The following is a 22,976-nucleotide window of genomic DNA, read 5'->3' on the forward strand; positions in this document are numbered from 1 at the left end:
TTACGCCGGCCCAATCACATGCTTCACTTCCAGGTAGGCACTTAGCCCCCAGGGGCCAAGTTCACGCCCAATGCCGCTACGCTTGAAGCCGCCCCAGGCGGTTTCAGGCAACACCAGCTGCTCGCTGTTGTACCAAATGCTACCGGCTTTTAGCTGGCGACCAATGCGCTTTGCCCGCTCAGGATCACCGCTAATCACCGTCGCAGCTAATCCATAAGCGCTATCGTTGGCGAGTTTAATCGCCTCTTCTTCTCTGGTAACGCTGCGTGCGCAGAGCACTGGGCCGAAAATCTCCTCTTGCCACAAGCGGCTTTCCAGCGGCACATCACGGTAAAGCGTCGGCGCTAAAAAGTAGCCCTGCGTGGGTAACGTGCGATGGGTAATATCGCGCACTGCCGTTAGGCCTTCTTGCGCTGCTAAGTCTAAATAGCGTTGTACCGCATCGCGCTGCTTAGCGCTGGTCAACGGCCCTAAGTCGGTACCTTCGGCGAGTGGGTCGCCCAGGGTTAGCGCATCCATCCGCTCAGCTAGGGCGGTATAGAGTGCTTCAGCTACGTTTTCATGTACCAGTAAACGCGAAGTCGCTGAACAGATTTGCCCGGCATTAAAGTAGATACCCGCCATTACCCAGTCGGCGGCTTGGGCTGGGTCGGCGTCTTCCATTACCAGAATCGGCGATTTTCCACCTAGCTCTAGGGAGACACTGGCAGTGCGAACGGCAGCAGCTTGCATAACGGCTTCGCCGACTCGGTTACTGCCCGTAAAAGAGATTTTATCCACACCTGGGTGATTGGTTAGCGGTGCGCCAATGCCCTCGCCATCGCCGTTAAGCAGGTTCAGCACACCGGCTGGCAGACCAATTTCCAGGGCAATTTCTGCCAGTACCAACTCGGGGAGCGGCGTTACCTCTGACGGCTTGAGCACTGCGGTACAACCGGCTGCCAACGCGGGCGCCAGCTTCCAGGCGCTTGTCACCAGCGGGAAGTTCCAGGGAGCAATCAACCCCACGACGCCCACAGGGTCATGATACGTACGCGCCTCAACGCCTTCCATTTCCACACTGACCAGTTCGCCCTGGCGAGCATCTAACACCCTGGCCTGCTTGGCGTAATAGCGATAACAGGCAATCGCGTCGTCCAGGTCAATGCCTGCTTCTGCAAGCGGTTTACCGTTATTAGTGGCTGACAGAGTGATTAGCGCTTCTCGGCGGGTCTCCAACGCATCGGCAAAGCTATCTAGGTACTTTGCTCGCGCAGCGCCACCCAGCGCTTGCCAAGCAGGTTGTGCTTGCTGAGCGGCTTTAACGGCAGCGTCGACATCTGCCGCGTCCCCCGCCGTGACCTGGGCAATACGCGCTTCGCGATAAGGATTCATCACATCGAGCATGCGCGTGCCTGCTGAGGCAACCCATTGGTTGTTGATGAACTGCTGATTGATAACTTGCTGGTTGAGTAACGGCATCTACGTATCCTGGTCGGAAATTCGGCACGCACGCTGCCAAGCAGCCGCGTCTATTTCAATGAGTAACGGGCCACTTGAAACACGCTTAGCGAGTGAGTTTGCAAGCTCCTCAGGGCTTTCTACCCGCACGCTTGGGCAACCAAACCCTTCGGCCAAAGTAAGAAAGTTGGGGGCTTGAATATCCACGCCCAAACGAGCCACACCGTTGGCATCCATATAGCGGCGAATTTCTTCGTAGCCTGCGTTGTGCCACAGCACAATTACCACCGGCAGGCGTTCCTCCACCGCGGTAGCAAGCTCAGCAAGGGTGAACATCACCCCGCCATCACCGACAAGCGCCACCACAGGTAGATCAGCGCGAGCTAACTGCGCACCTAGCGCTGCTGGCAGCCCATAACCCAAGGTGCCGTAGCCGGTAGAGGCATTGAAATAACGCCTTGGCGCTGGCTGGCTGACTAGGTGGTTGCCCGCATACACCGGTGCAGTGGAGTCACCCACCAAAATCGCCTCCGGCAGATGGTCAGCCAGGGTCTTATAAAGCGGCACGAAGTCGCTAAAAGCCGGATCATTAACCAGGTTAAGTGCACTCAACGTAGTGGCTGTTCGTTCAATACCGCGTTCAACACCGTGGCGCTGCAAAGGTTCGGGGAAATGAGCGAGTAGAAGCGCTAGGCTACGTCCGGCATCGCCCACTAAACCAAGCGTTGTATGCTGATTACGCACCAGTTGTTCAGGGTCGAGGTCAATTCGAATCAGTTTTCCATGGAGGTGAAAGCCACCATCAAACACGACATCGTAGTCGGTCTCGCCAAGCTCGGTACCCACCGCCAAAATCACATCGGCGTTGGCCGCTAGTTCGCGCACCGCAGGCAGCGCGGCATTCGCGCCCAAATCCAGCGGATGGTCGCGACCCAGCAGCCCTTTGGCATTGATAGTCGTCACCGCAGGGGCATCAAGCCTCTCTACCAATGCCCGGGCTGCCTCTGGCGCTGCCACACAACCACCACCTAGCAGCAGCAAGGGTTGTTTCGCGGCCTTTAACAAACGGGCAGCTTCGGCAAGCCCTTCTGGGTCAGGCGCTGCTCGGTAAAGCGTTGGCGCTTGCCAACTGTCCGGTACCTTCACCGGCGCATTGAACAGATCAATCGGAATTTCAATATGCACCGGGCCTGGGCGCGCACCATTGAAGATCGCAAAGGCGCGGGCCAGCACGTCAGGTAGCGTATTGGCATCCAATAGCGTGTGGCTAAACCGCGCCACGCCACTGATCATCTGCTGCTGGCTGGGCAGCTCGTGCAGCCGACCTTGGCCTAGCCCCAGCGTATCCCGGCGGTTAACACTGGAGATCACCAGCATGGGGATAGAGTCTGCTAAGGCTTGGCCCATCGCAGTAGCAATATTGGTCATTCCCGGGCCAGTGATAATCAGACATACCCCAGGCTGACCGCTGGCGCGGGCATAGCCGTCGGCCATAAACCCTGCGCCCTGCTCATGGCGCGGGGTTACGTGGCGCACATCGCTACCTTCAAGCCCTCGGTACAGCTCCACCGTATGCACGCCCGGAATACCGAACAGAGTACGAACGCCATAGGTTTCACGTAGCAGGTGGATCAACAGCTCGGCACAGGTCATGGTTGAGTGATTGCGCATTGCGTCAGCGTTCATGACAGGCCCTCTCAGAAGAAAAATGTATGGGCCATAAAGGCGATGATGGGCAGCGTAATGGCCGTGCGCAGTAAGAAAACGGCGGCTAGCTCCCAGAGCTTAATAGGGATTTTTGATTTAAGTAGTAACGCGCCAATTTCCGACATATACACCAGCTGTGTCATGGACAAGCAAGCGATCACAAAACGGGTCAGCTCGCTTTCAATATTCGTCGCCAGCACTGCTGGTAAGAACATATCGGCAAACCCGACCAACGTCGCTGGAGCAGCCGCTTGTGCTTCAGGGATACGCAGCAACTCAAGCACCGGCACCATGGGGTAAGAGAGCCAGGTAAACAGTGGAGTAAACTCGGCTAAAATCAGCGCGACGGTGCCGATGGCAAATACCAAAGGCAGCAGTGTCAAAAAGATATCAATCACGTTGAGTAGTGCTAAACGCACCAACTCTTTTGGCCCTGGCGCATCCGCTGCCCGGCGAGTTGCCTGGAGCAAGCTGTAACGAAACAACCCTACATTTTCGGTGCGCTTCTCGCTTAACTGGCAGCCAACAGGCTCGTAGTAGTCGTTAGATTTGAGCGATAGAGGGGGAATCCGCGCCACGATGATGGCAGCAATCAGCCCTGACACGACTACCGTAAAGTAGAACTGTACGAAGAGATGATTGATATCAACAAAGTTAGTAACCAGTAAACTAAACGCGATGGAAGCCACTGAAAAGTTAGTCGCAATGACCGATGCCTCACGAGCATTGTAATAACCCTGCTCATACTGTTGGGCGGTGATCAATACCCCCACGGTGCCTGACCCCATCCAAGAAGCCGTTGCATCGATAGCACTGCGCCCAGGAAGATTGAAAATCACCCGAAACGGCTTACGCACCATGGTGCCGATAAATTCCATAAAGCCAAATTCGACCAAAAACGGGAGCAGAATCGCCGCAAAGAAGAAGAACGTCAGTAGCACCGGCGCCAAATCATTGAGCATTACGCCGCCAGTAAACGGTGCCGTCACAAATTCTGGGCCGACTTGAAAAAAGGTCATGACGACAAAGATGCCACCTAAGATGCGCATCACTACCCAAATAGTGTCTACGTCAAACATCTCTTGAAAGTGACCACGTTGCGCCCAGTTAGGCTTTGCCACTTTAACGTAAAGCGTTATCACTACGGACAGACATAGGACTAGCATGGCAATGGCAGGTAGTGCAGAGCCAAGCAGCGACTGCAACCCATCGGCCATTAGGCCCATGCCAATATTAATCGTTCCTCCCACTTGAAAAGGCACCAAAAACAAGAGGACGCCAATTAAGGAGGGAATCAAAAACTTCAGCAAATGAGCACGCTGAATTGGAGCCGACGGCTCGGCGTCATCCAATTTTACTTGAGAGAAAGACATACGGTTCACCTATTGGAAGTGATTATTGGAGGTGGGCTGGTGGCTTCCTGGCAGGCAATAAGCAGCCTGCCATTTCTCTGACCATTAGCGCTTTGTCAGGTAAGCGCTTTTTATTTATGAGCTATTTCAGGACAGCTTAATCACTGTGTTTCACGCCCGGCAGCACGCAGAGCATTTCGTACAGCAGTGTGGCGCCCATCAATGCGGTATTACCGCTGGGGTCATAAGGAGGCGACACTTCCACTAGATCACAGCCGACGATGTTCAAGCCTGCCGCACCGCGCACAATTTCCAGCCCTTGCGCTGAGGTCAGTCCGCCCATCTCTACCGTTCCCGTTCCTGGCGCAACGGAAGGATCCAAGCCATCGATATCGAAGCTGATATAGACAGGCACATCGCCCATCTGCTCGCGCACTTCTTCCATCAAGGGAGCAAGCGAGCGATGCCAGCACTCTTCAGCGGGAACAACGCGGAAACCCTGGCTTCGGCACCAATCAAAATCTTCGGCTGCGTAACCGGTACCACGAAGGCCAATTTGCACCACTTTGCCGTGGGCTAACAGGCCTTCTTCCTGAGCACGGCGAAACGGCGTGCCATGAGCAATTGGCTCACCGAACATGTGCTCGTTCACATCGGCATGGGCATCGATATGGATCAGCCCCACTGGCCCATGCTTTTTGGCAATGGCACGTAAAATGGGCAGTGTCAGGGTGTGTTCGCCACCCAACGTTAGCGGAATGCAGTTGTGTTTAAGCACGTCATCATAAAAGGCCGTGATGATGTCGACGCTTTTGGGCAGGTGAAACGTGTTGATGGGCACGTCACCGATATCGGCCACTTGTAAACTTTCAAACGGGGCGGCGCGGGTCGCCATGTTATAGGGTCGCAGCATGCGAGATTCATCACGAATCTGGCGTGGGCCAAGACGCGTACCAGGCCGGTTAGACGTACCAATATCCATTGGAATACCGATAAAAGCAGCATCTAAGCCAGCAGCACTTTCCTGAGTGGGTAAACGCATCATAGTGGCTGGCCCACCAAAGCGCGGCATACTATTGCCCCCAAGCGGCTGGTTAAAATCAGACATACAGATCTCCTTGGCGTTGTTCATGTTGTAGCTCGGAATAACAACTACATTGCACAGAACATGCCAAGTCTCTAAACGCCCTAATAATAGGGCTTTCAGCCATTATTGATGCAGTAATGAATCAAAATCACGTACACTTAAGTCATCTATGCATCATTGATGCAAAAATGAATTACAGGTTACTCAAGAGACAATCGCTGTGAGTGAAATCGATAAGTGCGTGCTAAAAACCATTGTAGAAACCGCCAACGATCACTTCTTCATCGTCAGCGGAGAGGGTCGAGTGCTTGATATCAGCCCCGGCGCTGAGGCTGTTTATGGCGCGCCCCGGGAAGAATTGCTAGGTAGTAGCGTTTACCAGCTTCAGCAAGCAGGCATTTTGAAGCCATCCATCACCTTAGAAGTGATGCGCACCCACCAGCCGGCCCAACTTATGCAGGTAACAGGCACCGGGCGCCGTGTGATAGCTCAAGCCTACCCTGTCTTTGTGAATGGGAAGTTAGAGCGTGTTATCAGCCGCTCCAGAGACTTAACCGACTTACAGCTCCTACAAGACGAATATGCGCTACTCCAGAAACGCTTTAGTGAGCACTTAAAACGTAGCCAAGCAGCCCACGGTGCCGAGGAACAAGCGCTGGACGACGCGCTGGATAACTTGCAGGCGCGAAGCCACGTTATGCGTGAAGTCGCCTTGCTTCTCAAACGGGTCGCCCCCTCGGACGCTAATGTATTGATGCTGGGAGAGTCGGGCGTGGGAAAAACCGCGTTTGCCAAACAGTTGCACCGTTGGAGCCAACGCCATAACCATCCCTTTATTGAGGTTAACTGTGCGGCCATTCCCGAAAACTTATTTGAGTCTGAGATGTTTGGCTATCAGCCCGGCGCGTTCAGCGGCGCGGCTCGCCAAGGAAAAGCAGGCTTACTAGAGCAAGCGGAAGGTGGCACGCTGTTTCTCGATGAAATCGGTGAGCTTCCCTTATTAATGCAAACCAAACTATTAAAAGTTATCCAGGACGGAAGCCTTACCCGGTTAGGCGATACACGACCGCGCAAAGTGGACTTTCGCTTAGTTGTCGCCACAAATCAGAATCTAGCTAAACAAGTAGAAGCGGGCCTATTTCGCCTGGATCTTTACTACCGTCTCAACGTCATACCGGTCACACTTCCCCCTTTGCGCGACCGCCGAGAAGATATTCCTGATCTCGTGGAAGCCTGTTTGAAGCGCCTTAACCAACGCTATGGGCGGCAAAAAATCCTGGGCAATCCAGTATGGTCAACGTTAATGGGAAGCGACTGGCCAGGTAACGTCCGCGAGCTTGAAAACTGGTTGGAAAGAGCTTGGCTATCCAGCCCAACGGATCAAATTGAAGCACCTAGCCTTCCTACGCAGCAGCCCCCTGCTAATCTGCCGCAAACGTCAATCTCTTCGCCAATAGCCGCCTTAGCCCCCGAAGAAACCCTAAAGCAGTACCTCGCCAGACTAGAGCGCGAGACACTGGAAGCGTTGAGCAAAACGCTTCCCAGCACGTACGCCATCGCTGAACGGCTGGGGATTAGCCAATCCAGCGTGGTGCGCAGGCTTCAGCGTTACGGCATCAAAGTCACCAAGTGAATTTTCCGCTTGACACAACGGCTGTCATCAACCATCCATGTAAGTGTCATACAACGGCAACACCTTCAACACAAGCTGAACCAATAACAACCAACAGCCGGTGATGTGTGTGCTATGTCAAACCAATCGCGTATTCGCTTGGAACGCGTCACTAAACGTTGGGACGCGACTACTGCCGTCGATGACATCTCTTTCGACGTCACGCCTGGGCAATTTGTCATTCTGCTCGGCCCTTCAGGCTGTGGTAAATCCACCACGCTGCGCATGATCGCGGGCCTGGAAGAGGCCAGCGACGGGCGTATTCATATCGGCGAGCGCGACGTTACCCGCCTGCCGCCCGGCGACCGTGGGCTGAGCATGGTGTTTCAGTCCTACGCGCTGTTTCCGCATTTGAGCGTTGCCGACAACATCGTTTTTGGCCTGCGCAGCCGCAAGGTACCCAAAGATGAGCAGCGCCAGCGACTGGCTAAGGTCGCCGAACTGGTTGATTTAACCGATTACCTAGACCGCAAACCTGCGCAACTTTCCGGCGGCCAACGCCAACGGGTTGCCTTGGCGCGCTCGATTATTTCCGAACACCCGATCTGCCTGATGGATGAACCGCTATCCAACCTGGACGCTCGGCTGCGCAGCGACATGCGTAGGGAAATCAAAGCACTACAAAGTCGCCTGACTATGACGGTGATTTACGTCACCCACGACCAAGTGGAAGCGATGAGCATGGGCGATCGTGTGATTCTGATGCAGCACGGCAAAATCGTCCAGGACGGCACCCCCGACGAGCTTTATAACCGCCCCGCTAGCGCTTTTGCCGCCAGTTTTATTGGCAGCCCCGCCATGAACCTGCTGCCACTAGTAGCCGGCAAAGATGGTGCCGTTATCGAAGGCGAACCAAGTACCCCCGTAGCCCCCTTGGACGCCGCTGGCGGACATTTGGGCATCCGCCCGGAAGATATCGAACTGCGCATCGCACCAGGTTCCGGCGTGCCCGCTAACGTATTAAGTGAAGAGTATCTGGGAGCGGACACCATTGCTTATGTGGCAGTGGGGGCGCACACCCTACGCGTGCGGCTTAGCGGCAAGCAGGCACTGACAGGTCAGCCATGCAGCCTCTACTGGACGTCACAGAATACACACCTTTTCGATGCTGAAGGCCTGCGGCGGGATGACCTAACGACGCTCCCCTTACCCAGCTCATCTCGAAGCGTTCCTCGCCCACCGGCGGTGGGCTCTTTCCAACACTGACAGCAGTATTGACACTTGCGGAGTCTCTTATGCGTTTGCGTACCCCTTTTGCAATGACCGCCCTGGCAGCGGGCTTGTTAAGCGCCGCCCAGGTAAGCGCGGATAGCGTCGATCTGACCATGTACTACCCGGTCGCAGTGGGCGGTGCACTCACCGACGTCGTTGATACTCTGGTGGAAGAGTTTGAAAGCGAATACCCCGATATCAATGTGGAAGCGATCTACGCCGGTAACTACGACGACACCCGCGTGCGCGCCATGTCGGCGATGGAAGCGGGCGAAACGCCGCAGCTGTCGGTCATGTTCTCCATCGATCTTTACGAGCTGATTGAGCAGAACGCCATCGTCGCCTTTGATGACTTGGTCGAAACCGATGAAGAGCGCGAATGGCTCGATGGCTTCTACCCAGGGCTGATGGAAAATGGCCAACTGGATGGCAAAACCTACGGCATCCCCTTCCAGCGCTCCACCATCGTACTGTTCTGGAACAAAGACGCTTTTGAAGCCGCTGGCCTAGACCCCGAAACGCCCCCAGAAAACTGGCAAGAGATGGCCGAGATGGCCGCTACCGTGCGCGAAGCCTCCAACGGCGAGCAGTGGGGCGTGATGGTGCCATCGACTGGCTACCCCTATTGGATGTTCCAGGCCTTTGCTTTTCAGAACGGCCACCGGCTAATGAGCGAAGATGGCACCGAGGTCTACTTCGACGACCCCGCAGCGGTTGAAGCGCTGGAGTACTGGGTATCGTTAGCCACCGAGCACAATGCCATGCCTGACGGCACCATTGAGTGGGGCACCCTGCGCCAGAACTTCCTTGAAGAGTCCACGGCAATGATGTGGCACACCACGGGCAACCTGACCGCGGTACGCAGCGAAGCCAATTTTGATTTTGGCGTCGCTATGCTGCCGATGAAAACCCAGCGTGGCAGCCCCACCGGTGGCGGTAACTTCTACATTTTTGAAGATACGACAGAAGAAGAGCAGCGCGCAGCGATGACCTTTATTCGCTGGATGACCGCTCCCGAGCGCGCCGCTGCTTGGTCGATTGAAACCGGCTATATGGGCGTTAGCCCCGCTGCCTACGAAACCGACGCGCTGCAAGGCTATGTGGAAGAGTTCCCACCTGCCGCGGTTGCCCGCAACCAGCTTGAGCATGGCACGGCAGAGCTTTCCACTTATCAGGGTGGCCGCATTCGCCGCGCACTGGATAACGCCGTGCAAGCAGCGCTGACCGGCCAAATGACAGCGCAAGAAGCGCTTAGCCAAGCGCAGCAAGAGGCCGATAGCGTGTTACGCCGCTACGCCCGCTAATCGTTAGCCATTTTACTATTCGCCGGGGCGCGCCCCGGCTTTTTCAACGTGCGGTACGTCACTATGTCATTCACCAACCACCGCAAAATGCAGCTCTACGGCGCGCTTCTGCTACTGCCAGCTGCGCTACTGCTAACGACGTTTGCTTATTTACCGACCGTAACAACGGTCATTAACAGCCTGTTTTTACCCGGCTTTCGCGGTGCACCCACTGAATTCGTCGGCCTTGAAAATTATCAGGTGTTGTTCGATGACCCGACGTTTTGGAAAGTAGCGCGTAACAACTTAATCTACGCCATCGGTACGATTCCTACGTCTATCGCGCTGGCTTTGGGTATGGCGCTATTCGTCAATGGCAAGCTTCGCGGGCGGGGCTTTGTGCGTATGGCCTACTTTACGCCGACGATTCTCCCCATGATCGCCGCAGCCAATATCTGGATGTTTTTCTACGCGCCGCAGATCGGCCTATTCAATAAATTGCTCGGTATGCTGGGCTTATCCGGAGTGAACTGGCTGGGCGATCCAAGCCTTGCTTTAAGCTCGGTGATCGTGATGTCGGTGTGGAAAGAAGCCGGCTTTTTTATGATCTTCTACTTGGCGGCGCTACAGAGCATGCCACCCGAGTTAAAAGAGGCCGCTGATTTAGAGGGCACTAGCCGCTGGAGCTTTTTCTGGCGGGTGACATTTCCGCTACTCATGCCCACCACGCTGTTTGTGCTCATCAATGCGCTGATTAACTCGGTGCGGGTCGTGGATCACCTATTTATCTTGACCAAGGGCGGGCCCAATAACGCCACCAACCTGCTGCTCTACTACGTTTACGAGAATGCGTTCTCGTTCTTTGATCGCACCACGGCAGCCACCATTACGGTGGTGATTCTGCTGGTGCTCGCGGTAGTGGCCACGCTTAAGTTCACGATTTTAGATCGCAGGACGCACTATCAATGAATACGACCACTGCCTATGCGCCCCGCTCCCGATTCTTCTCAATTCCAGCGCTGGAAACCGTGGCCGCGTGGCTACTGGCGATTATTTGGATTTTTCCGCTGCTGTATGCCTTTTGGGCCGCTTTCCACCCCAGCGAGTTTATGGTCAACTTTGCGCTCTTCGCCCCGCTGACGCTGGAGAACTTCACTAACGCCTGGTCTCAAGCGCCTTTTGCGCGCTACTACCTGAACACCTTTGCACTGGTGACAGGGGTGGTGATTGGTCAGTTTGTAGTCTGTACCCTGGCGGCGTTTGCCTTTGCGCGCTTTCCGATTCCCGGCAAGAACGTTCTGTTTATGCTGGTGCTAATTCAGCTCTTTGTATTCCCAGAAGTGTTAATTGTCGAGAACTACCGCATCGCCAGTGAGCTGGGGCTAATCAACACCATCACCGGAATTGGCTTACCTTACGTAGCCAGCGCCCTGGGTATATTTCTGCTCCGCCAAACCTTTAAAACCATTCCAAGGGAGCTGGAAGACGCCGCCCGCATCGAAGGCTGCAACTGGCTGGAAATTTTGTGGAAGGTGTACGTACCGCTAGCCAAGCCCACTTACCTTGCTTACGGGCTGGTCTCGATTAGCCACCACTGGAATAACTTTATCTGGCCATTAGTGGTGACCAACTCGGTAGAGAGCCGCCCGCTAACGGTAGGGTTAGGGGTATTTTCCGCGCCCGAAACTGGGGTTAACTGGGCGACCGTTAGCGCTGCGACGCTGTTAAGCATCGCCCCGCTGCTAGTCGCTTTCCTGCTCTTTCAGCGTCAGTTTGTCCAGTCGTTTTTACGGGCAGGAATTCGCTAATCGAAGACCTAATGACACTCTAGTGATGATTAACAACGCTTTGCTTTTAGCTCACTCCCACCACACGCTAAATCGCTGTTCACTATCATCAAGCAAGATGGGCTCACCTATTATGGGCGTCAAATGGATGTAGGCCCAGCGTGGGTCGTACTGACCGACTAAGTCAACCCCATCAAAGCGCTAGCCAGCCTCGGCAAAGTGAGGACCATAGCCACTGTCTCCACCGAAGGAATATCGCCATCCGGGCGCAGCCCCTCACTACTGGAACGAAAATTCTCAATGAGAACGCAAGCTGCCTCGACGTGGCGTTTACTTCAGATGTTCGTCAAAGAACTCTGCCAGCCGATCAAACGGTATCTTATCCATTTGATCATACAGATCAGTATGGCTTGCATCCTCAATGATCAGAAGCTCCTTGGGCGCCGCGGCAGCTGCATAGGCGGTTTCACTGAAGTAGCGCGAGTGCGCGTTTTCGCCATGAATCAACAGAAGGGGGCGAGGCGAAATTTCATGAATATAGGTCAGCAGCGGCATGTTCATGAACGACAGCGGTGTGGTCTGCGTCCAGGCATTGCCCGAGTTAACTGCACGTACGTGGTACCCACGCGGTGTCATGTAGTAGTCATGGTAGTCGACAAGAAATTGAGCCTCACCACCCTGTAATTCATTGTAAGGCGGTTGATAAGCGGGCCTCCCGTTTTCCGCATCTAACCAACGCTGCCGACTCAACTGCTCCAGTGTTTGCGCCCGCTCCTCGGAAGTCATGCTGTCGTTGTAGCCCCTAGACATGACCCGCGTCATGTCATACATAGTGCTAGCCGCGACAGCCTTAACACGCTTATCCACAGCGACAGCATTCAATGCCATCCCCCCCCAACCGCAAATACCTATGACCCCAATACATTCTTGATCAACGTAGGGCTGCAAACCAATAAAGTCTACTGCGGCACTAAAGTCTTCAGTATTGATGTCAGGCGAGGCAATGTTGCGTGGCTCTCCGCCACTTTCGCCGGTATAAGATGGATCGAAAGCCAGCGTAACGAAACCGCGCTCAGCCAATGTTTGCGCATATAGACCGGAGGACTGCTCTTTCACTGCGCCGAACGGGCCACCGATAACAATAGCCGCCAATTGTTCATTAATACGACTTTTCGGTAGGTATAGGTCAGCAACCAGGGTAATGCCATAACGATTCTTGAACGTTACCTTCTCATGATCAACCTGATTGCTTTGCGGAAAAGTCTTGTCCCATTCTTGCGTCATCAATAGGGGCTCCTCGCCTGTGGCAGCCAAGGCGGACTGTGCGCCAAAAAATACTGCTGTACCGGCCAGCAAGGATCCTTCTATGAAGCCCCTGCGCGATGTAATGAACTGGTTACTATCTAATGATTTCGGGGTAGATTCGTTCATGGGTTTCTCCATTACTGGTTGGAGGCTGAGGAAGCCAGGTCAACACCCTGGATATCACTGCGGACACCACGATGCATCTATGGGCCGAGTGTCTCAGTTCCTGGTGAGTGCGAGGTGCGAACCTATCGGCCAGTGAGGCACTAGAGCGGAAGGCTTAATCAAGATCGTGGTCTTCATGGATTCGCAATCTAGTTCATGGAAAAATCGATTCGCACACTATCTCTTCCTAGAGCCTGGATCAGGCCGTCAGTGTCATCTACGCGACCAAGATGCGTGTAGGAGTAAGTCGAATCGAACGTCAAATAGAAGACAACCAGCGTCTTCGTTCCATATAACATGAGATCGCCGTTGTGGATCGTGCCGGGGCGGCTTGCGTTCGTCGGCAGTGCTTGAGGCAGATCTGCGTATTTCTCGTTGCCATGTAGGTCGCCCATATCCATCGAGATCGGCAGCAGCGCAGCAAACGCATGAGCTGCTTCAGTGCCGGCCAGCGTGATGGAGAAACGGCGTTCGCCGACGGTCATCCACATGCGAGATTCCTCCGGTTGTACAGTGGCTGTTGCGGCGGCAGTGGACGGTTCTGACGTCGCGGAATGAGCCGCGTTGCCTCCACCAAGCGCAAACGCAAACAGGGCGAGTCCCCAATAAGTCCGCAGGCCATGCACTCGGCGATTTTTGATGGCCGGGTGACGGCAACTGCTTTGATTGGCTCTAAGGCTCGTGGTCATGGGTTTCTCCTGGCGTGACGTCCGGCTCATACCGCTTACCGGACTTGCGATCTTGAGGTCATAAAGGCGAGGAAAGCCGCGAACAACAACACGGCAGAACTTGCCACAAAGGTGCTCCGGTAGCCTGCCGAATCGAACAGTAGACCGCCTACGGTTGATCCCAGCGCGATGGATAACTGAATTACCGCTACCATCAACCCACCGCCGACTTCGGCATTTTCTGGCACGGATTTAGCGAGCCATGCCCACCAACCCACGGGCGCTGCCGTAGACACTAATCCCCAGAATCCCAGCAGAACAAAGGCCACGGCGACCGAGCTACCGAAGGCGACTAACGCCAACGCGGTGGCCGCCATTAACAGCGGAATAACAACCAATATCCGGTACAACCCTTTTTTAATAAATCCACCGATCAGCATGGTACCGACCAACCCGGCAATCCCCAGTACCAACAGGATCAGCGAAAGCATCGGCACATCAACACCGGTGACGGTTTCAAGAAAGGGACGAACATAAGTGAACAGTGCGAACTGCCCCATAAAGAAAATGCCCACCGCCATCATCCCTAAAAACACTAGGGGATCCTTCAACAGCGTGAATACGTTGCCAGCACCGTTCGCCTGTGGAGTCGCTTTCATGGAGGGCAAACTGATCCATTGCCAAACCATGGCAACAAACGCCACTGGCACTAGGAAAAAGAACGTCCCACGCCAACCAATCATTCCGCCCAAATAGCTGCCTAACGGAGCAGCGACCACCACCGCGAGCGCATTGCCCCCGTTAAAAATCGCCAATGCTTTGGGAACACTATCAGCAGGCACTAATCGCATGGCGACTGCCGCAGACATCGACCAGAAGCCACCCACAACAACACCAATCAGTGCCCGCCCCACCATGTACATCGTGTAGTTAGTCGCCAACCCAACGATTAGCCCAGAGACACTCATCAGTGCCGTTAAAATAAGCAGCAAGTTTTTTCGGTCGATTCCGCCTGCGAGTTTTGAAATCGATAGGCTGGTTAAGACCGCAAAGGCTCCCGAGATAGCAATGCCGTAGCCTGCCAGCCCTTCCGTGACGCGTAGGTCGTTAGCAATGGGAGTTAGCAAACTAACCGGCATAAATTCCGAGGCGATCAACGCAAAGACACAGAGCGTCATCGCAAAAACACCGCTCCAATAAGCAGGCTGCGATTTATTTTCCTGCTGAGTAACGCGATTGGTAGGTGCGGTGTCAGAAGCTAGTGTGCTCAAAACGTCTTCCCTCAAGCAGTGAATGGTTAAGGTGAATGTCGAATAACCTTCTTTTACTGAACACATATTGACATCAGCCTTCCATTTTGATTAGTGGGGATAATGTTTATGAACCTGTGAGTAAAATTCAGCAATGGCAAATTCGAGAATCGATGACCTACAGGCTTTTCTCGCCGTGGCACGAGACCAAAGCTTTACCAAAGCAGCTGCCAAGCTGGGAGTGACGCCATCAGCCTTAAGTCATCGTATGAAATCCCTAGAGCAGCGCCTTGGGCTGCGATTACTGGCCCGCACTACAAGAAATGTCGCACCAACGGAAGCGGGTGAGCGGCTGATACAGTCGCTTACACCTCTTTTTGATCAGATTGCAATGGAAGTAGAGGCGTTAGGAGAGTTGCGTGACAAACCAGCAGGAACCATCCGCATATCGTGTACCGATGATCAGATTGCGCTTTGCTTGAGGCCAAAAATGGCCGAGTTTCTGGAAAATTATCCTGACGTCACCATTGAGCTCTATGTGGATTACGGGTTTACCAACGTGGTGACAGAGCGATTTGATGCCGGTATACGCCTTGGCGAAGCGATTAGCCAAGATATGATTGCGATTCCGCTCAGCCCTGAAATGCGCTTGGTGGTAGTGGGTTCAACGGAATATTTTAATCAACATCCCGAACCTCAAACACCTTATGAGCTGACCCAGCACGCCTGTGTGGATATTCGCCACAGGCCCGATGGAGCAATCTATGCCTGGGAGTTTGAAAAGGAAGGTAAGGAGTTCACCGTCAAGGGCCAGGGACAGCTCGTCTTCAACAGTATCGTTCATGTACTTAATGCGGCTTTGGATGGGATCGGTCTAGCTTACGTACCAGAGGCTTTAGCCGCTCCTTACCTTGCAAATGGTCGGCTCAAAAAGGTATTGACCGACTGGTCGCCCTATTTTTCTGGCTTTCACCTGTACTACCCGAACCGTCGACAGTCTTCGCCTGCCTTCTCGGCATTTGTCGATACATTTCGCCATAAAGAGTAGCAACCTCGCTGGATTGCTTTGAGTCACCATGAGGCTGGACATATTCTCAGCGTCGGCATTCGCGAAACAAACTCCCTTGAATTTTCGTGCGACAATTCTCCCTCAAGCACGAGACAAGGAGAGCATTAATGCACGGCGCCCCCCATCCAGCAGCCCTCAAGGTACTGCAGGAAGTATTTGGCTACGATAGCTTTCGCGGCCCGCAGCAGGCCATCATTGAGCATGTAATTGCTGGGGGCGATGCGCTGGTGCTGATGCCCACCGGCGGTGGCAAGTCGCTGTGCTATCAGATCCCTGCCCTGCTGCGCGAAGGCACTGCGATTGTGGTCTCGCCGCTGATCGCGCTAATGCAGGATCAGGTGGCGGCGCTTGAGCAGAACGGGGTCAGGGCGGCTTACCTGAATTCCAGTCTCGATTATCACGAGGCAGTCGAGGTGGAGAACCGACTGCGAAATGGCGAGTTGGATCTGCTCTATGTTGCACCCGAGCGGCTGGCCACAGCGCGTATGCAGATGCTGCTAGAACAGACCCGAATCGCGCTGTTCGCCATTGATGAAGCCCACTGCGTCTCCCAGTGGGGTCACGACTTTCGCCCCGAATATCGCCAGCTCTCCCACCTGCAGCAGCGTTTTCCCCAGGTGCCGCGCATCGCCCTGACCGCCACTGCCGATGTGCCCACCCGGGGCGATATCATGGAGCATCTGCAGCTCCACGAGGCGGCGCTTTACAACAGCGGCTTTGACCGGCCCAACATTCGCTACCATATCGCCGAGAATCAGGGTAACGCCAAGGAACAGCTGCTGCGCTTTATTCGCGAGCACCACGATGGTGAGGCGGGCATTGTGTACTGCCTTTCCCGGCGCAAGGTGGAGGAAACCGCCGCCTGGCTGGAACGCCAGGGGCTGACCGCACTGCCTTACCACGCGGGGCTTCCTGCCGAGCAGCGCCAGCAACACCAAACCCGCTTTCTGCGTGACGATGGCGTGGTGGTAGTGGCCACCATCGCCTTCGGCATGGGCATCGACAAGCCGGACGTGCGCTTTGTCGCCCACCTCAACCTGCCCAAAAGCATCGAAGCCTACTACCAAGAGACTGGCCGTGCCGGGCGCGACGGCCTGCCCGCCGATGCCTGGATGGCCTACGGGCTTCAGGATGTAATCACCCTGCGCCAGATGCAGCAGGACTCCAGCGCCGCCGACCAGCAAAAGCGCATCGAGCAGCAGAAACTCGACGCCATGCTGGGGCTTTGCGAAATCATCAGTTGCCGACGCCAGGCGCTTCTCCACTACTTTGGCGACCCTCTGGACACGCCCTGCGGCAACTGCGACAACTGCCTGACCCCGCCCGACACTTGGGAGGCCACCGTGGCGGCACAAAAAGCGCTGTCGTGTGTCTACCGCACCGAACAGCGCTTCGGCGTGACCTATCTCGTGGACGTGTTGTTGGGCAAAAGCAACGAGCGTATCACCCGCTTTGGCCACGACAAGATCAGCACCTTTGGCATTGGCGGCGACCTTGCGGCCAACGAATGGAAGGCGCTGTTTCGCCAATTGATTGCGAGCGGTTTGCTAAGCGTGGATATGGAAGGTCATGGCGGGATTCGCTTAACGGCCAACGCCAAGCCAGTACTGCGTGGCGAACAGTCGCTAACCCTGCGTAAGCCAAGTAAGGCCAAGGCCGCCCGGCGCAGCAGCAAGGGCGCTTCGGTAGCGCAAGGCCACGGCGCGCTGTGGGAAGCCCTGCGCCAGCACCGCAAGGCACTTGCCGAAGCCCAGGGCGTGCCTGCCTATGTAATCTTCCACGATGCCACTCTGGCCGAACTGGTCGAACAGAAACCCCAAAGCCTAGAGGCACTGGGCGCGATCTCAGGTATCGGTGCGCGCAAGCTGGCGGATTACGGCGAGGATTTTCTGGCCGTTATTCTTGCGCACCAGGAAATCCATCAAGACACCCCGTCCGTGGGCAGCAGTGCCTTGGAATCCGCCGCCTTGCTGCACAAGGGATTAACACCTGAGGAAGTCGCCGAGAAGCGCAGCCTGGCCGCCAACACCATTTATCGCCACCTGAGTGATGTGATTCAAAGCGGCGGGCTGGCGCTGGAAGAGGTCATCAACTTGAATCCCGTAACCCTGGAGCAGATCCGCACCACCTTTGCGCACTATCCAGACCAAGGGCTGAAAGTGGTTTTCGAGGCACTGGAAGGGCGTATCGATTACCCCATCCTACACTGCGTACGGGCATCTCTGGCGGCACCACGTTAGCGCGGCGGCGTTATCGGCAATGCTCGCCCCGGGCAATGGCGGCGGCATCAAACACGCCGGTATCCAAAATCCAGGCGGTGACCAGTTTGGCGGGTGTCACATCAAAGGCAGGGTTCCACACGGGGGCATCCTCGGGAGCCCAGACAACATCACCAAAAGCGCCTGAAACACCACGAATTTCTGCCGCATCACGCTGTTCAATCGGAATGCCCGCGCCAGTGGCACAAGCGGGATCAACCGTAGTGTAGGGAGCCACCACATAGAACGGCACCTGGTGGTAGTGAGCGATCACCGCCAGCATGTAAGTACCTACTTTGTTGGCGAAATCACCGTTGGCGCAAATGCGGTCGGCACCAACCATGACTTTATCGACTTTCCCTGCGGCCATTAAGCTCGCGGCCATGCTGTCAGCAATCAATTGATAGGGAATGGCTAAGTCAGCCATTTCCCAGGCGGTTAAACGGCCGCCTTGCAGCAACGGGCGGGTTTCATCCACATACACATGCAGCGTCACACCGCGCTGCTTGGCAACTGCTAGTGCGCCAATGGCGGTGCCAACACCTGCGGTGGCCAACGCGCCGGTATTGCAGTGGGTCAATATGCGGTCGCCTGATTGCAAAAGGTCGGCTCCCCGCTCGGCCATACGCTGGCAAAGCGCGCGGTCTTCTGCAAACAGTTCAGCGGCGCGCTCGGCCAGGGCGTTGACGCCTTGCTCAAAGCAGGCTTCCATGGCATCCAGGCAGTACATCAGGTTCACTGCGGTGGGACGCGTGGCGCGTAAGCGATCACTTACCAACTGCCAATCACTTTGCGGATGACGCGCGGCGTATTGAGCCAGTACGAAAGCGGCGCTCAAACCAATCAGCGGTGCCCCGCGAATCGCTAAGCTTTTTACCGCTACCTGCCACGTTTCTGGCGAGTCACAGCGCACCCACTGTTCCGCCTGGGGCAGTTGGGTTTGATCCAAATACTCAAGGTGGTCGGCATAGACCCGTAAACTGCGTGACTGTAGGTGTGGCATTGCTGGACTCCTTGAGCACTCGAACTTGACTAGCAGAACAACGGCGCGGCTTATCAGGCGCGAAGCTTATCATATAGAATGGCTGCTACTAGATGAGGCGACGCAGATCCTATGATGACGCTACAAACTGAACTGCTGGCCGCCATTTCATGGGCGGCGCAGCAAGGCTGGACACCCGCCACCGGCGGTAACTTTTCCGCCCGTACCGAGGCGGGCTATCTTGTCACCGCTTCTGGCCGGGATAAAACCCGCATTCAAGCCGATGACCTACTGTTATGCGATCTGGATGGCCGAGTACTATCAGGCGACGGTAAGCCGAGTGCAGAAAGTGATCTTCACGCTGCGCTTTATCGGCTAGACCCGACCATCAACTGCGTGCTGCATACCCATACCCTAGCCAGCACTGTGCTGTCACGGCGCTTTCCAAACGGCATTGAGCTAAGTGGCTTTGAAATGCAAAAAGCCTTAGCGGGCAACGTGACTCATGATGCCTCGGTTCTTTTACCTGTGGTACCAAATTCCCAAGATATGGACGAGCTAGCGGAGCATGTACGCCTCGGCTGGCCGATGCCCTGGGGCTTTTTGGTGGCGGGGCACGGTATTTATGCCGTGGGCGATAGCATCGCCAGTTGCCGTCGGCACTTGGAAGCCATTGAATTTTTACTGTCCTGTGTACTTGAAGAGAGCCGGTGGTCTAAATGAGTAACCCAGCTGTTCGCGCCGTTGTAACCGATATCGAAGGCACCACCACGGATATTAACTTCGTACATAAGGTGCTGTTTCCCTACGCCCAGGCCAAACTGCCCGACTTTCTACGCGCGAATGCAGACACACCTGCGGTTGCCGAGCAAATTAGCGCCGTGCGCCGCGAAATGGGCGACGCTAATGCCACACTGGAAGCAGTCATTGCGCAGTTGCTACATTGGATCGAGACTGACCAAAAAGTCACGCCGCTGAAAGCACTGCAAGGTATGGTGTGGGCCGATGGCTATCAGCGTGGCGATTTTAAAGGCCACCTGTATAGCGACGTCGCCCCGGCGCTGCGCCAGTGGCAGCAGGCAGGCAAGGCGCTGTACGTCTACTCGTCAGGTTCCGTGCAGGCTCAGAAGCTGCTGTTTGGCTACAGCGATGAAGGCGACTTAACCCCCCTGTTTAGCGGCTACTTCGACACCCATATTGGCCATAAACGCGAAGCCACGGCCTATCAGCGAATTATCGCTGAGCTTGACCTACCGCCGGAAGCGGTGCTGTTCTTATCGGACGTAGTCGAAGAGCTGGACGCCGCCAAGCAGGCGGGCATGCAAACCCTACAGTTAGTTCGCGAAGGCACCCAGGCGGGCAATAGCCACGCGTGCGTTACCCGCTTTGATGAAATTGCGCTTTAGGAGAGCCTAGAATGTCGCAACTGAAAGTATTTGCTGATCAGAACCCTAACGATGCCCTGCTAGACATCACTGACGGCGAGCAGATGACTGCTGAGCTGAACAAGGTGGGGGTGTTGTTTGAGCGCTGGGCAACGCCGGGCGAGATTGCCGACGACGCCACCCAGGAAGATATTTTGGCGCTTTATCAAGACGACATCGACCGGGTAAAGGCCATCGGCGGCTATCAAACCGTCGATGTGCTGCACATGGTGCCCACGCACCCAGACAAAGACGCTATGCGCCAGAAGTTCTTAAACGAACACCGCCATCACGAAGACGAAGTGCGCTTCTTCGTTAAAGGCCAGGGGCTTTTCTGCCTGCATATTGAAGACAAGGTGTATCAGGTGCTGTGTACCCGCAACGATCTGATCAGCGTACCCGCGAACACACCCCATTGGTTTGATATGGGCCCAGCGCCAGAATTCACTGCACTGCGCTTCTTCGATAACGTGGAAGGCTGGGTGCCTCACTGGACAGAGAGCGATATCGCCGGGAAATTTGATCGCCTGGATCAGCTGTAAGTTGTGAATGGTGAATCGTAAGTTGTGAATGGTAGGAGGCAGCGTTAGCGTGCGAAGCGCTAACGCTGCCTCCTTTATTGGGCTCTTACAACACCTCTTGCTGGTTATACGCCCTGGCTAAATCCGCCAGTGCGGTAAGCTCACGATAGGCCTCCGGCTCCATTATTAGCGCTTGGCCCATCAGCACATTGCGTGCTTCAAGCTTGGCACGCAGCGCGGTGTCTTCGATCTCTTCAAAGTCAGCGTTATGGGCCAACGATAAAACTCGACGGTGCATTTCAATGCCGCAATAAGCTAGTGCATCCAGGCGAATCTCTTCAAGCAGCGCATCGCAGGCGTCATCGGCACTGTTTCCCTGGGCTTCAAACAGCGCCCGGGGGAACAGAATACCGGTGCGTTCGGTTTGCCACAGGTGGCGGAACTCGGCATCAAAGCGGGTAAAGCACGCTTCAATCACGTCAAGAATCCACGCTTGGTAGGCATCAAGCTCATCGGCTTGGCGGTGGGCGGGCTGGCTGAAATAGGCCATCAGGAAGTTGGCAACGGCCATGCCTAGATCAAAGGCCATTGGGCCATACTGGGAAAACTCGGGATCAATCACCCGCACATCCGACTCAGTGGCCATAATTGACCCAGAGTGCAAATCACCGTGCAACATGGTTTCCGTGTTCGCAGTGAACTTCATCAACAACCGCTGCACTTTAGCTTTTAAGCGCGCATTACGGCGCAGTTCATCCACTACCGGCGAAAGCTCTGGCGTATGGCGGTTCATTTCGGCGCCATAATAGGGGTCGGTAAACACTAGGGATTCGGTAATCGCAGGAATCGCCACGTTGCCTGAAAACAGCCCCACGTCGGCTTTCTTCTCGGGGCTGCTTAAGGAGAGTTCCGAGCCACGAAACGCCATGCGCGCACAGAATTCACCGATGGTTTCGCCAAGCTGAGCAACCCGCTCACCGCTGATCAGTTTGCGACGCAGAATCGTGTGCGGGTAAAGGTACTCCATGACAATCAGCGCTTGGGGCTTGTCGAAATAGAACACCTCAGGGGCGATGCCCGGCGCACGCTGGGCTTGGCGTACCAGGGCGTAATACTCAAAGTGGGCGCGATAAAGTGGCAGCGGCCAGCTCTCACCGACCATACGCACATAGGGTAGCGCTTGTTTTACCACCACACTTCCCGCACTCCCCGATACAATGAATACCAAGTTGAGATTGCCATCCCCTACTTCGCGGATCTGCCACTGCTCAGGGTTGGCGCCCACTCGGCTTGCCACTGCCTCGACACTCCCCAACCGCTGGGCCAGAGTATCTACCTCTAACGCTTGATAGGCCTGTTCGTGTGCCACCATTTTATTCCTCACGAAAAATGCGTTTTTATTTGTCACACTGGGGAATGGTTGTCAAACACCTTCATACGCAAGCGTAGCGAAACTGTCATAACACGATTAGCACAGCAACCGACGACAAGGAGAGCACGATGCAGCGTCAGCAAGACCCATCAACAAACGATTGGACATTTACTATTGGTCATCGCGAGCTAATCGTTCACCGTCGTTATGAAGTACTAAGCATAATGAACGACTTCATGATTGGCATTTGGTTTACTATCGGCAGCATCTGCTTTTTTTACAGCGGCACGATACTGACCGTCGGCGTATGGTTATTTGTGCTTGGTAGTGTACAGCTCTTGATACGCCCAGCGATTCGTTTACACCGCTACGTCTATTTTAAGCAGTTACCCGATACTGATCACGATGCTTAAGATGTCTCA

Annotated in this window: 20 protein-coding genes; 11 read left to right on the forward strand and 9 right to left on the reverse strand. The window is 55.1% G+C overall.

The window, feature by feature from the left end; all coding sequences use genetic code 11:
- From INT21_RS04090 to speB, 4 genes are all read right to left on the reverse strand, one after another.
- Window positions 1–1,461, reverse strand: a complete 1,461-nt coding sequence (locus tag INT21_RS04090) for an aldehyde dehydrogenase family protein (RefSeq protein ID WP_193084875.1) — start codon at window positions 1,459–1,461, stop codon at window positions 1–3.
- Window positions 1,462–3,126 (reverse strand): 5-guanidino-2-oxopentanoate decarboxylase, encoded by a 1,665-nt coding sequence (locus INT21_RS04095; RefSeq protein WP_193060095.1) that lies wholly within the window; start codon window positions 3,124–3,126, stop codon window positions 1,462–1,464.
- A gap of 11 nt (window positions 3,127–3,137) precedes the next feature.
- Window positions 3,138–4,520 carry a YjiH family protein gene (locus INT21_RS04100; RefSeq protein WP_193060094.1) on the reverse strand — a complete coding sequence of 461 codons (1,383 nt, stop codon included), beginning with the start codon at window positions 4,518–4,520 and terminating at the stop codon, window positions 3,138–3,140.
- A gap of 136 nt (window positions 4,521–4,656) precedes the next feature.
- Window positions 4,657–5,607 carry an agmatinase gene (speB, locus tag INT21_RS04105; protein WP_095603720.1) on the reverse strand — a complete coding sequence of 317 codons (951 nt, stop codon included), beginning with the start codon at window positions 5,605–5,607 and terminating at the stop codon, window positions 4,657–4,659.
- A gap of 199 nt (window positions 5,608–5,806) precedes the next feature.
- On the opposite strand from speB, the gene INT21_RS04110 reads away from it, so the two are divergent.
- From INT21_RS04110 to INT21_RS04130, 5 genes are all read left to right on the forward strand, one after another.
- Window positions 5,807–7,219: a sigma-54 interaction domain-containing protein gene (locus INT21_RS04110; protein WP_193060093.1), complete on the forward strand. Its 1,413-nt coding sequence runs from the start codon at window positions 5,807–5,809 to the stop codon at window positions 7,217–7,219.
- Between the two features lie 114 nt (window positions 7,220–7,333).
- Window positions 7,334–8,464 (forward strand): ABC transporter ATP-binding protein, encoded by a 1,131-nt coding sequence (locus INT21_RS04115; RefSeq protein ID WP_193060092.1) that lies wholly within the window; start codon window positions 7,334–7,336, stop codon window positions 8,462–8,464.
- A 29-nt stretch (window positions 8,465–8,493) separates the two neighbouring features.
- Complete coding sequence (locus INT21_RS04120; RefSeq protein ID WP_193060091.1) at window positions 8,494–9,774, forward strand: ABC transporter substrate-binding protein; 1,281 nt, start codon at window positions 8,494–8,496, stop codon at window positions 9,772–9,774.
- 63 nt (window positions 9,775–9,837) lie between these two features.
- Window positions 9,838–10,722 (forward strand): carbohydrate ABC transporter permease, encoded by an 885-nt coding sequence (locus tag INT21_RS04125; RefSeq protein ID WP_193067507.1) that lies wholly within the window; start codon window positions 9,838–9,840, stop codon window positions 10,720–10,722.
- The gene (locus INT21_RS04130) at window positions 10,719–11,561 is read left to right on the forward strand and encodes a carbohydrate ABC transporter permease (protein WP_193060089.1); all 843 of its coding nucleotides are present in this window, start codon (window positions 10,719–10,721) and stop codon (window positions 11,559–11,561) included. The genes INT21_RS04125 and INT21_RS04130 overlap by 4 nt, the downstream gene beginning before the upstream one ends.
- A 309-nt stretch (window positions 11,562–11,870) precedes the next feature.
- Here the strand turns inward: INT21_RS04130 and INT21_RS04135 are convergent, their stop codons facing one another.
- From INT21_RS04135 to INT21_RS04145, 3 genes are all read right to left on the reverse strand, one after another.
- The gene (locus INT21_RS04135; protein WP_193060088.1) at window positions 11,871–12,971 is read right to left on the reverse strand and encodes an alpha/beta hydrolase; all 1,101 of its coding nucleotides are present in this window, start codon (window positions 12,969–12,971) and stop codon (window positions 11,871–11,873) included.
- Between the two features lie 188 nt (window positions 12,972–13,159).
- Complete coding sequence (locus INT21_RS20310; RefSeq protein WP_226912314.1) at window positions 13,160–13,699, reverse strand: cyclophilin-like fold protein; 540 nt, start codon at window positions 13,697–13,699, stop codon at window positions 13,160–13,162.
- A 35-nt stretch (window positions 13,700–13,734) separates the two neighbouring features.
- Window positions 13,735–14,949 carry an MFS transporter gene (locus tag INT21_RS04145; protein WP_226912313.1) on the reverse strand — a complete coding sequence of 405 codons (1,215 nt, stop codon included), beginning with the start codon at window positions 14,947–14,949 and terminating at the stop codon, window positions 13,735–13,737.
- 133 nt (window positions 14,950–15,082) lie between these two features.
- Between INT21_RS04145 and INT21_RS04150 the strand changes: the two genes are divergently transcribed.
- Together INT21_RS04150 and recQ are read left to right on the forward strand one after the other, a co-directional pair.
- Window positions 15,083–15,976, forward strand: a complete 894-nt coding sequence (locus INT21_RS04150; RefSeq protein WP_193060087.1) for a LysR family transcriptional regulator — start codon at window positions 15,083–15,085, stop codon at window positions 15,974–15,976.
- Window positions 15,977–16,104: 128 nt separating this feature from the next.
- Complete coding sequence (gene recQ, locus INT21_RS04155; RefSeq protein ID WP_193067512.1) at window positions 16,105–18,237, forward strand: DNA helicase RecQ; 2,133 nt, start codon at window positions 16,105–16,107, stop codon at window positions 18,235–18,237.
- Window positions 18,238–18,247: 10 nt separating this feature from the next.
- Here recQ and mtnA read toward each other — a convergent pair whose 3' ends face one another.
- Window positions 18,248–19,258, reverse strand: a complete 1,011-nt coding sequence (mtnA, locus tag INT21_RS04160; RefSeq protein WP_193060086.1) for an S-methyl-5-thioribose-1-phosphate isomerase — start codon at window positions 19,256–19,258, stop codon at window positions 18,248–18,250.
- Between the two features lie 111 nt (window positions 19,259–19,369).
- Between mtnA and mtnB the strand changes: the two genes are divergently transcribed.
- The 3 genes from mtnB to INT21_RS04175 are packed head-to-tail and all read left to right on the forward strand — an operon-like array spanning window position 19,370 to window position 21,203.
- On the forward strand, window positions 19,370–19,960 hold the full coding sequence (gene mtnB / locus INT21_RS04165) for a methylthioribulose 1-phosphate dehydratase (RefSeq protein WP_193060085.1): 591 nt from the start codon (window positions 19,370–19,372) through the stop codon (window positions 19,958–19,960).
- Entirely contained in the window at window positions 19,957–20,643 is a 687-nt protein-coding gene (mtnC, locus tag INT21_RS04170) for an acireductone synthase (RefSeq protein WP_193060084.1), read from the forward strand. Before mtnB ends, mtnC begins: the two co-directional genes overlap by 4 nt.
- A gap of 11 nt (window positions 20,644–20,654) precedes the next feature.
- Window positions 20,655–21,203 (forward strand): 1,2-dihydroxy-3-keto-5-methylthiopentene dioxygenase, encoded by a 549-nt coding sequence (locus tag INT21_RS04175; RefSeq protein ID WP_193060083.1) that lies wholly within the window; start codon window positions 20,655–20,657, stop codon window positions 21,201–21,203.
- Between the two features lie 85 nt (window positions 21,204–21,288).
- Here the strand turns inward: INT21_RS04175 and mtnK are convergent, their stop codons facing one another.
- Window positions 21,289–22,554: an S-methyl-5-thioribose kinase gene (gene mtnK, locus INT21_RS04180; protein WP_226912312.1), complete on the reverse strand. Its 1,266-nt coding sequence runs from the start codon at window positions 22,552–22,554 to the stop codon at window positions 21,289–21,291.
- 128 nt (window positions 22,555–22,682) lie between these two features.
- Between mtnK and INT21_RS04185 the strand changes: the two genes are divergently transcribed.
- Window positions 22,683–22,967, forward strand: a complete 285-nt coding sequence (locus INT21_RS04185; RefSeq protein ID WP_089040686.1) for a YrhK family protein — start codon at window positions 22,683–22,685, stop codon at window positions 22,965–22,967.
- Window positions 22,968–22,976: the final 9 nt, after the last annotated feature.

This window comes from Halomonas sp. 3F2F (assembly GCF_014897805.1).
GTDB lineage: Bacteria > Pseudomonadota > Gammaproteobacteria > Pseudomonadales > Halomonadaceae > Vreelandella.

Coding starts and splice junctions, on each gene's coding strand:
- INT21_RS04095 (WP_193060095.1), bottom strand. CDS start 3,126: ATGAACGCTGACGCAATGCGCAATCACTCAACCATGACCTGTGCCGAG.
- INT21_RS04150 (WP_193060087.1), top strand. CDS start 15,083: ATGGCAAATTCGAGAATCGATGACCTACAGGCTTTTCTCGCCGTGGCA.
- INT21_RS04090 (WP_193084875.1), bottom strand. CDS start 1,461: ATGCCGTTACTCAACCAGCAAGTTATCAATCAGCAGTTCATCAACAAC.
- mtnC (WP_193060084.1), top strand. CDS start 19,957: ATGAGTAACCCAGCTGTTCGCGCCGTTGTAACCGATATCGAAGGCACC.
- INT21_RS04125 (WP_193067507.1), top strand. CDS start 9,838: ATGTCATTCACCAACCACCGCAAAATGCAGCTCTACGGCGCGCTTCTG.
- INT21_RS04175 (WP_193060083.1), top strand. CDS start 20,655: ATGTCGCAACTGAAAGTATTTGCTGATCAGAACCCTAACGATGCCCTG.
- mtnK (WP_226912312.1), bottom strand. CDS start 22,554: ATGGTGGCACACGAACAGGCCTATCAAGCGTTAGAGGTAGATACTCTG.
- mtnA (WP_193060086.1), bottom strand. CDS start 19,258: ATGCCACACCTACAGTCACGCAGTTTACGGGTCTATGCCGACCACCTT.
- INT21_RS04135 (WP_193060088.1), bottom strand. CDS start 12,971: ATGAACGAATCTACCCCGAAATCATTAGATAGTAACCAGTTCATTACA.
- INT21_RS04185 (WP_089040686.1), top strand. CDS start 22,683: ATGCAGCGTCAGCAAGACCCATCAACAAACGATTGGACATTTACTATT.
- INT21_RS04130 (WP_193060089.1), top strand. CDS start 10,719: ATGAATACGACCACTGCCTATGCGCCCCGCTCCCGATTCTTCTCAATT.
- INT21_RS20310 (WP_226912314.1), bottom strand. CDS start 13,699: ATGACCACGAGCCTTAGAGCCAATCAAAGCAGTTGCCGTCACCCGGCC.
- INT21_RS04100 (WP_193060094.1), bottom strand. CDS start 4,520: ATGTCTTTCTCTCAAGTAAAATTGGATGACGCCGAGCCGTCGGCTCCA.
- recQ (WP_193067512.1), top strand. CDS start 16,105: ATGCACGGCGCCCCCCATCCAGCAGCCCTCAAGGTACTGCAGGAAGTA.
- mtnB (WP_193060085.1), top strand. CDS start 19,370: ATGATGACGCTACAAACTGAACTGCTGGCCGCCATTTCATGGGCGGCG.
- INT21_RS04115 (WP_193060092.1), top strand. CDS start 7,334: ATGTCAAACCAATCGCGTATTCGCTTGGAACGCGTCACTAAACGTTGG.
- INT21_RS04120 (WP_193060091.1), top strand. CDS start 8,494: ATGCGTTTGCGTACCCCTTTTGCAATGACCGCCCTGGCAGCGGGCTTG.
- speB (WP_095603720.1), bottom strand. CDS start 5,607: ATGTCTGATTTTAACCAGCCGCTTGGGGGCAATAGTATGCCGCGCTTT.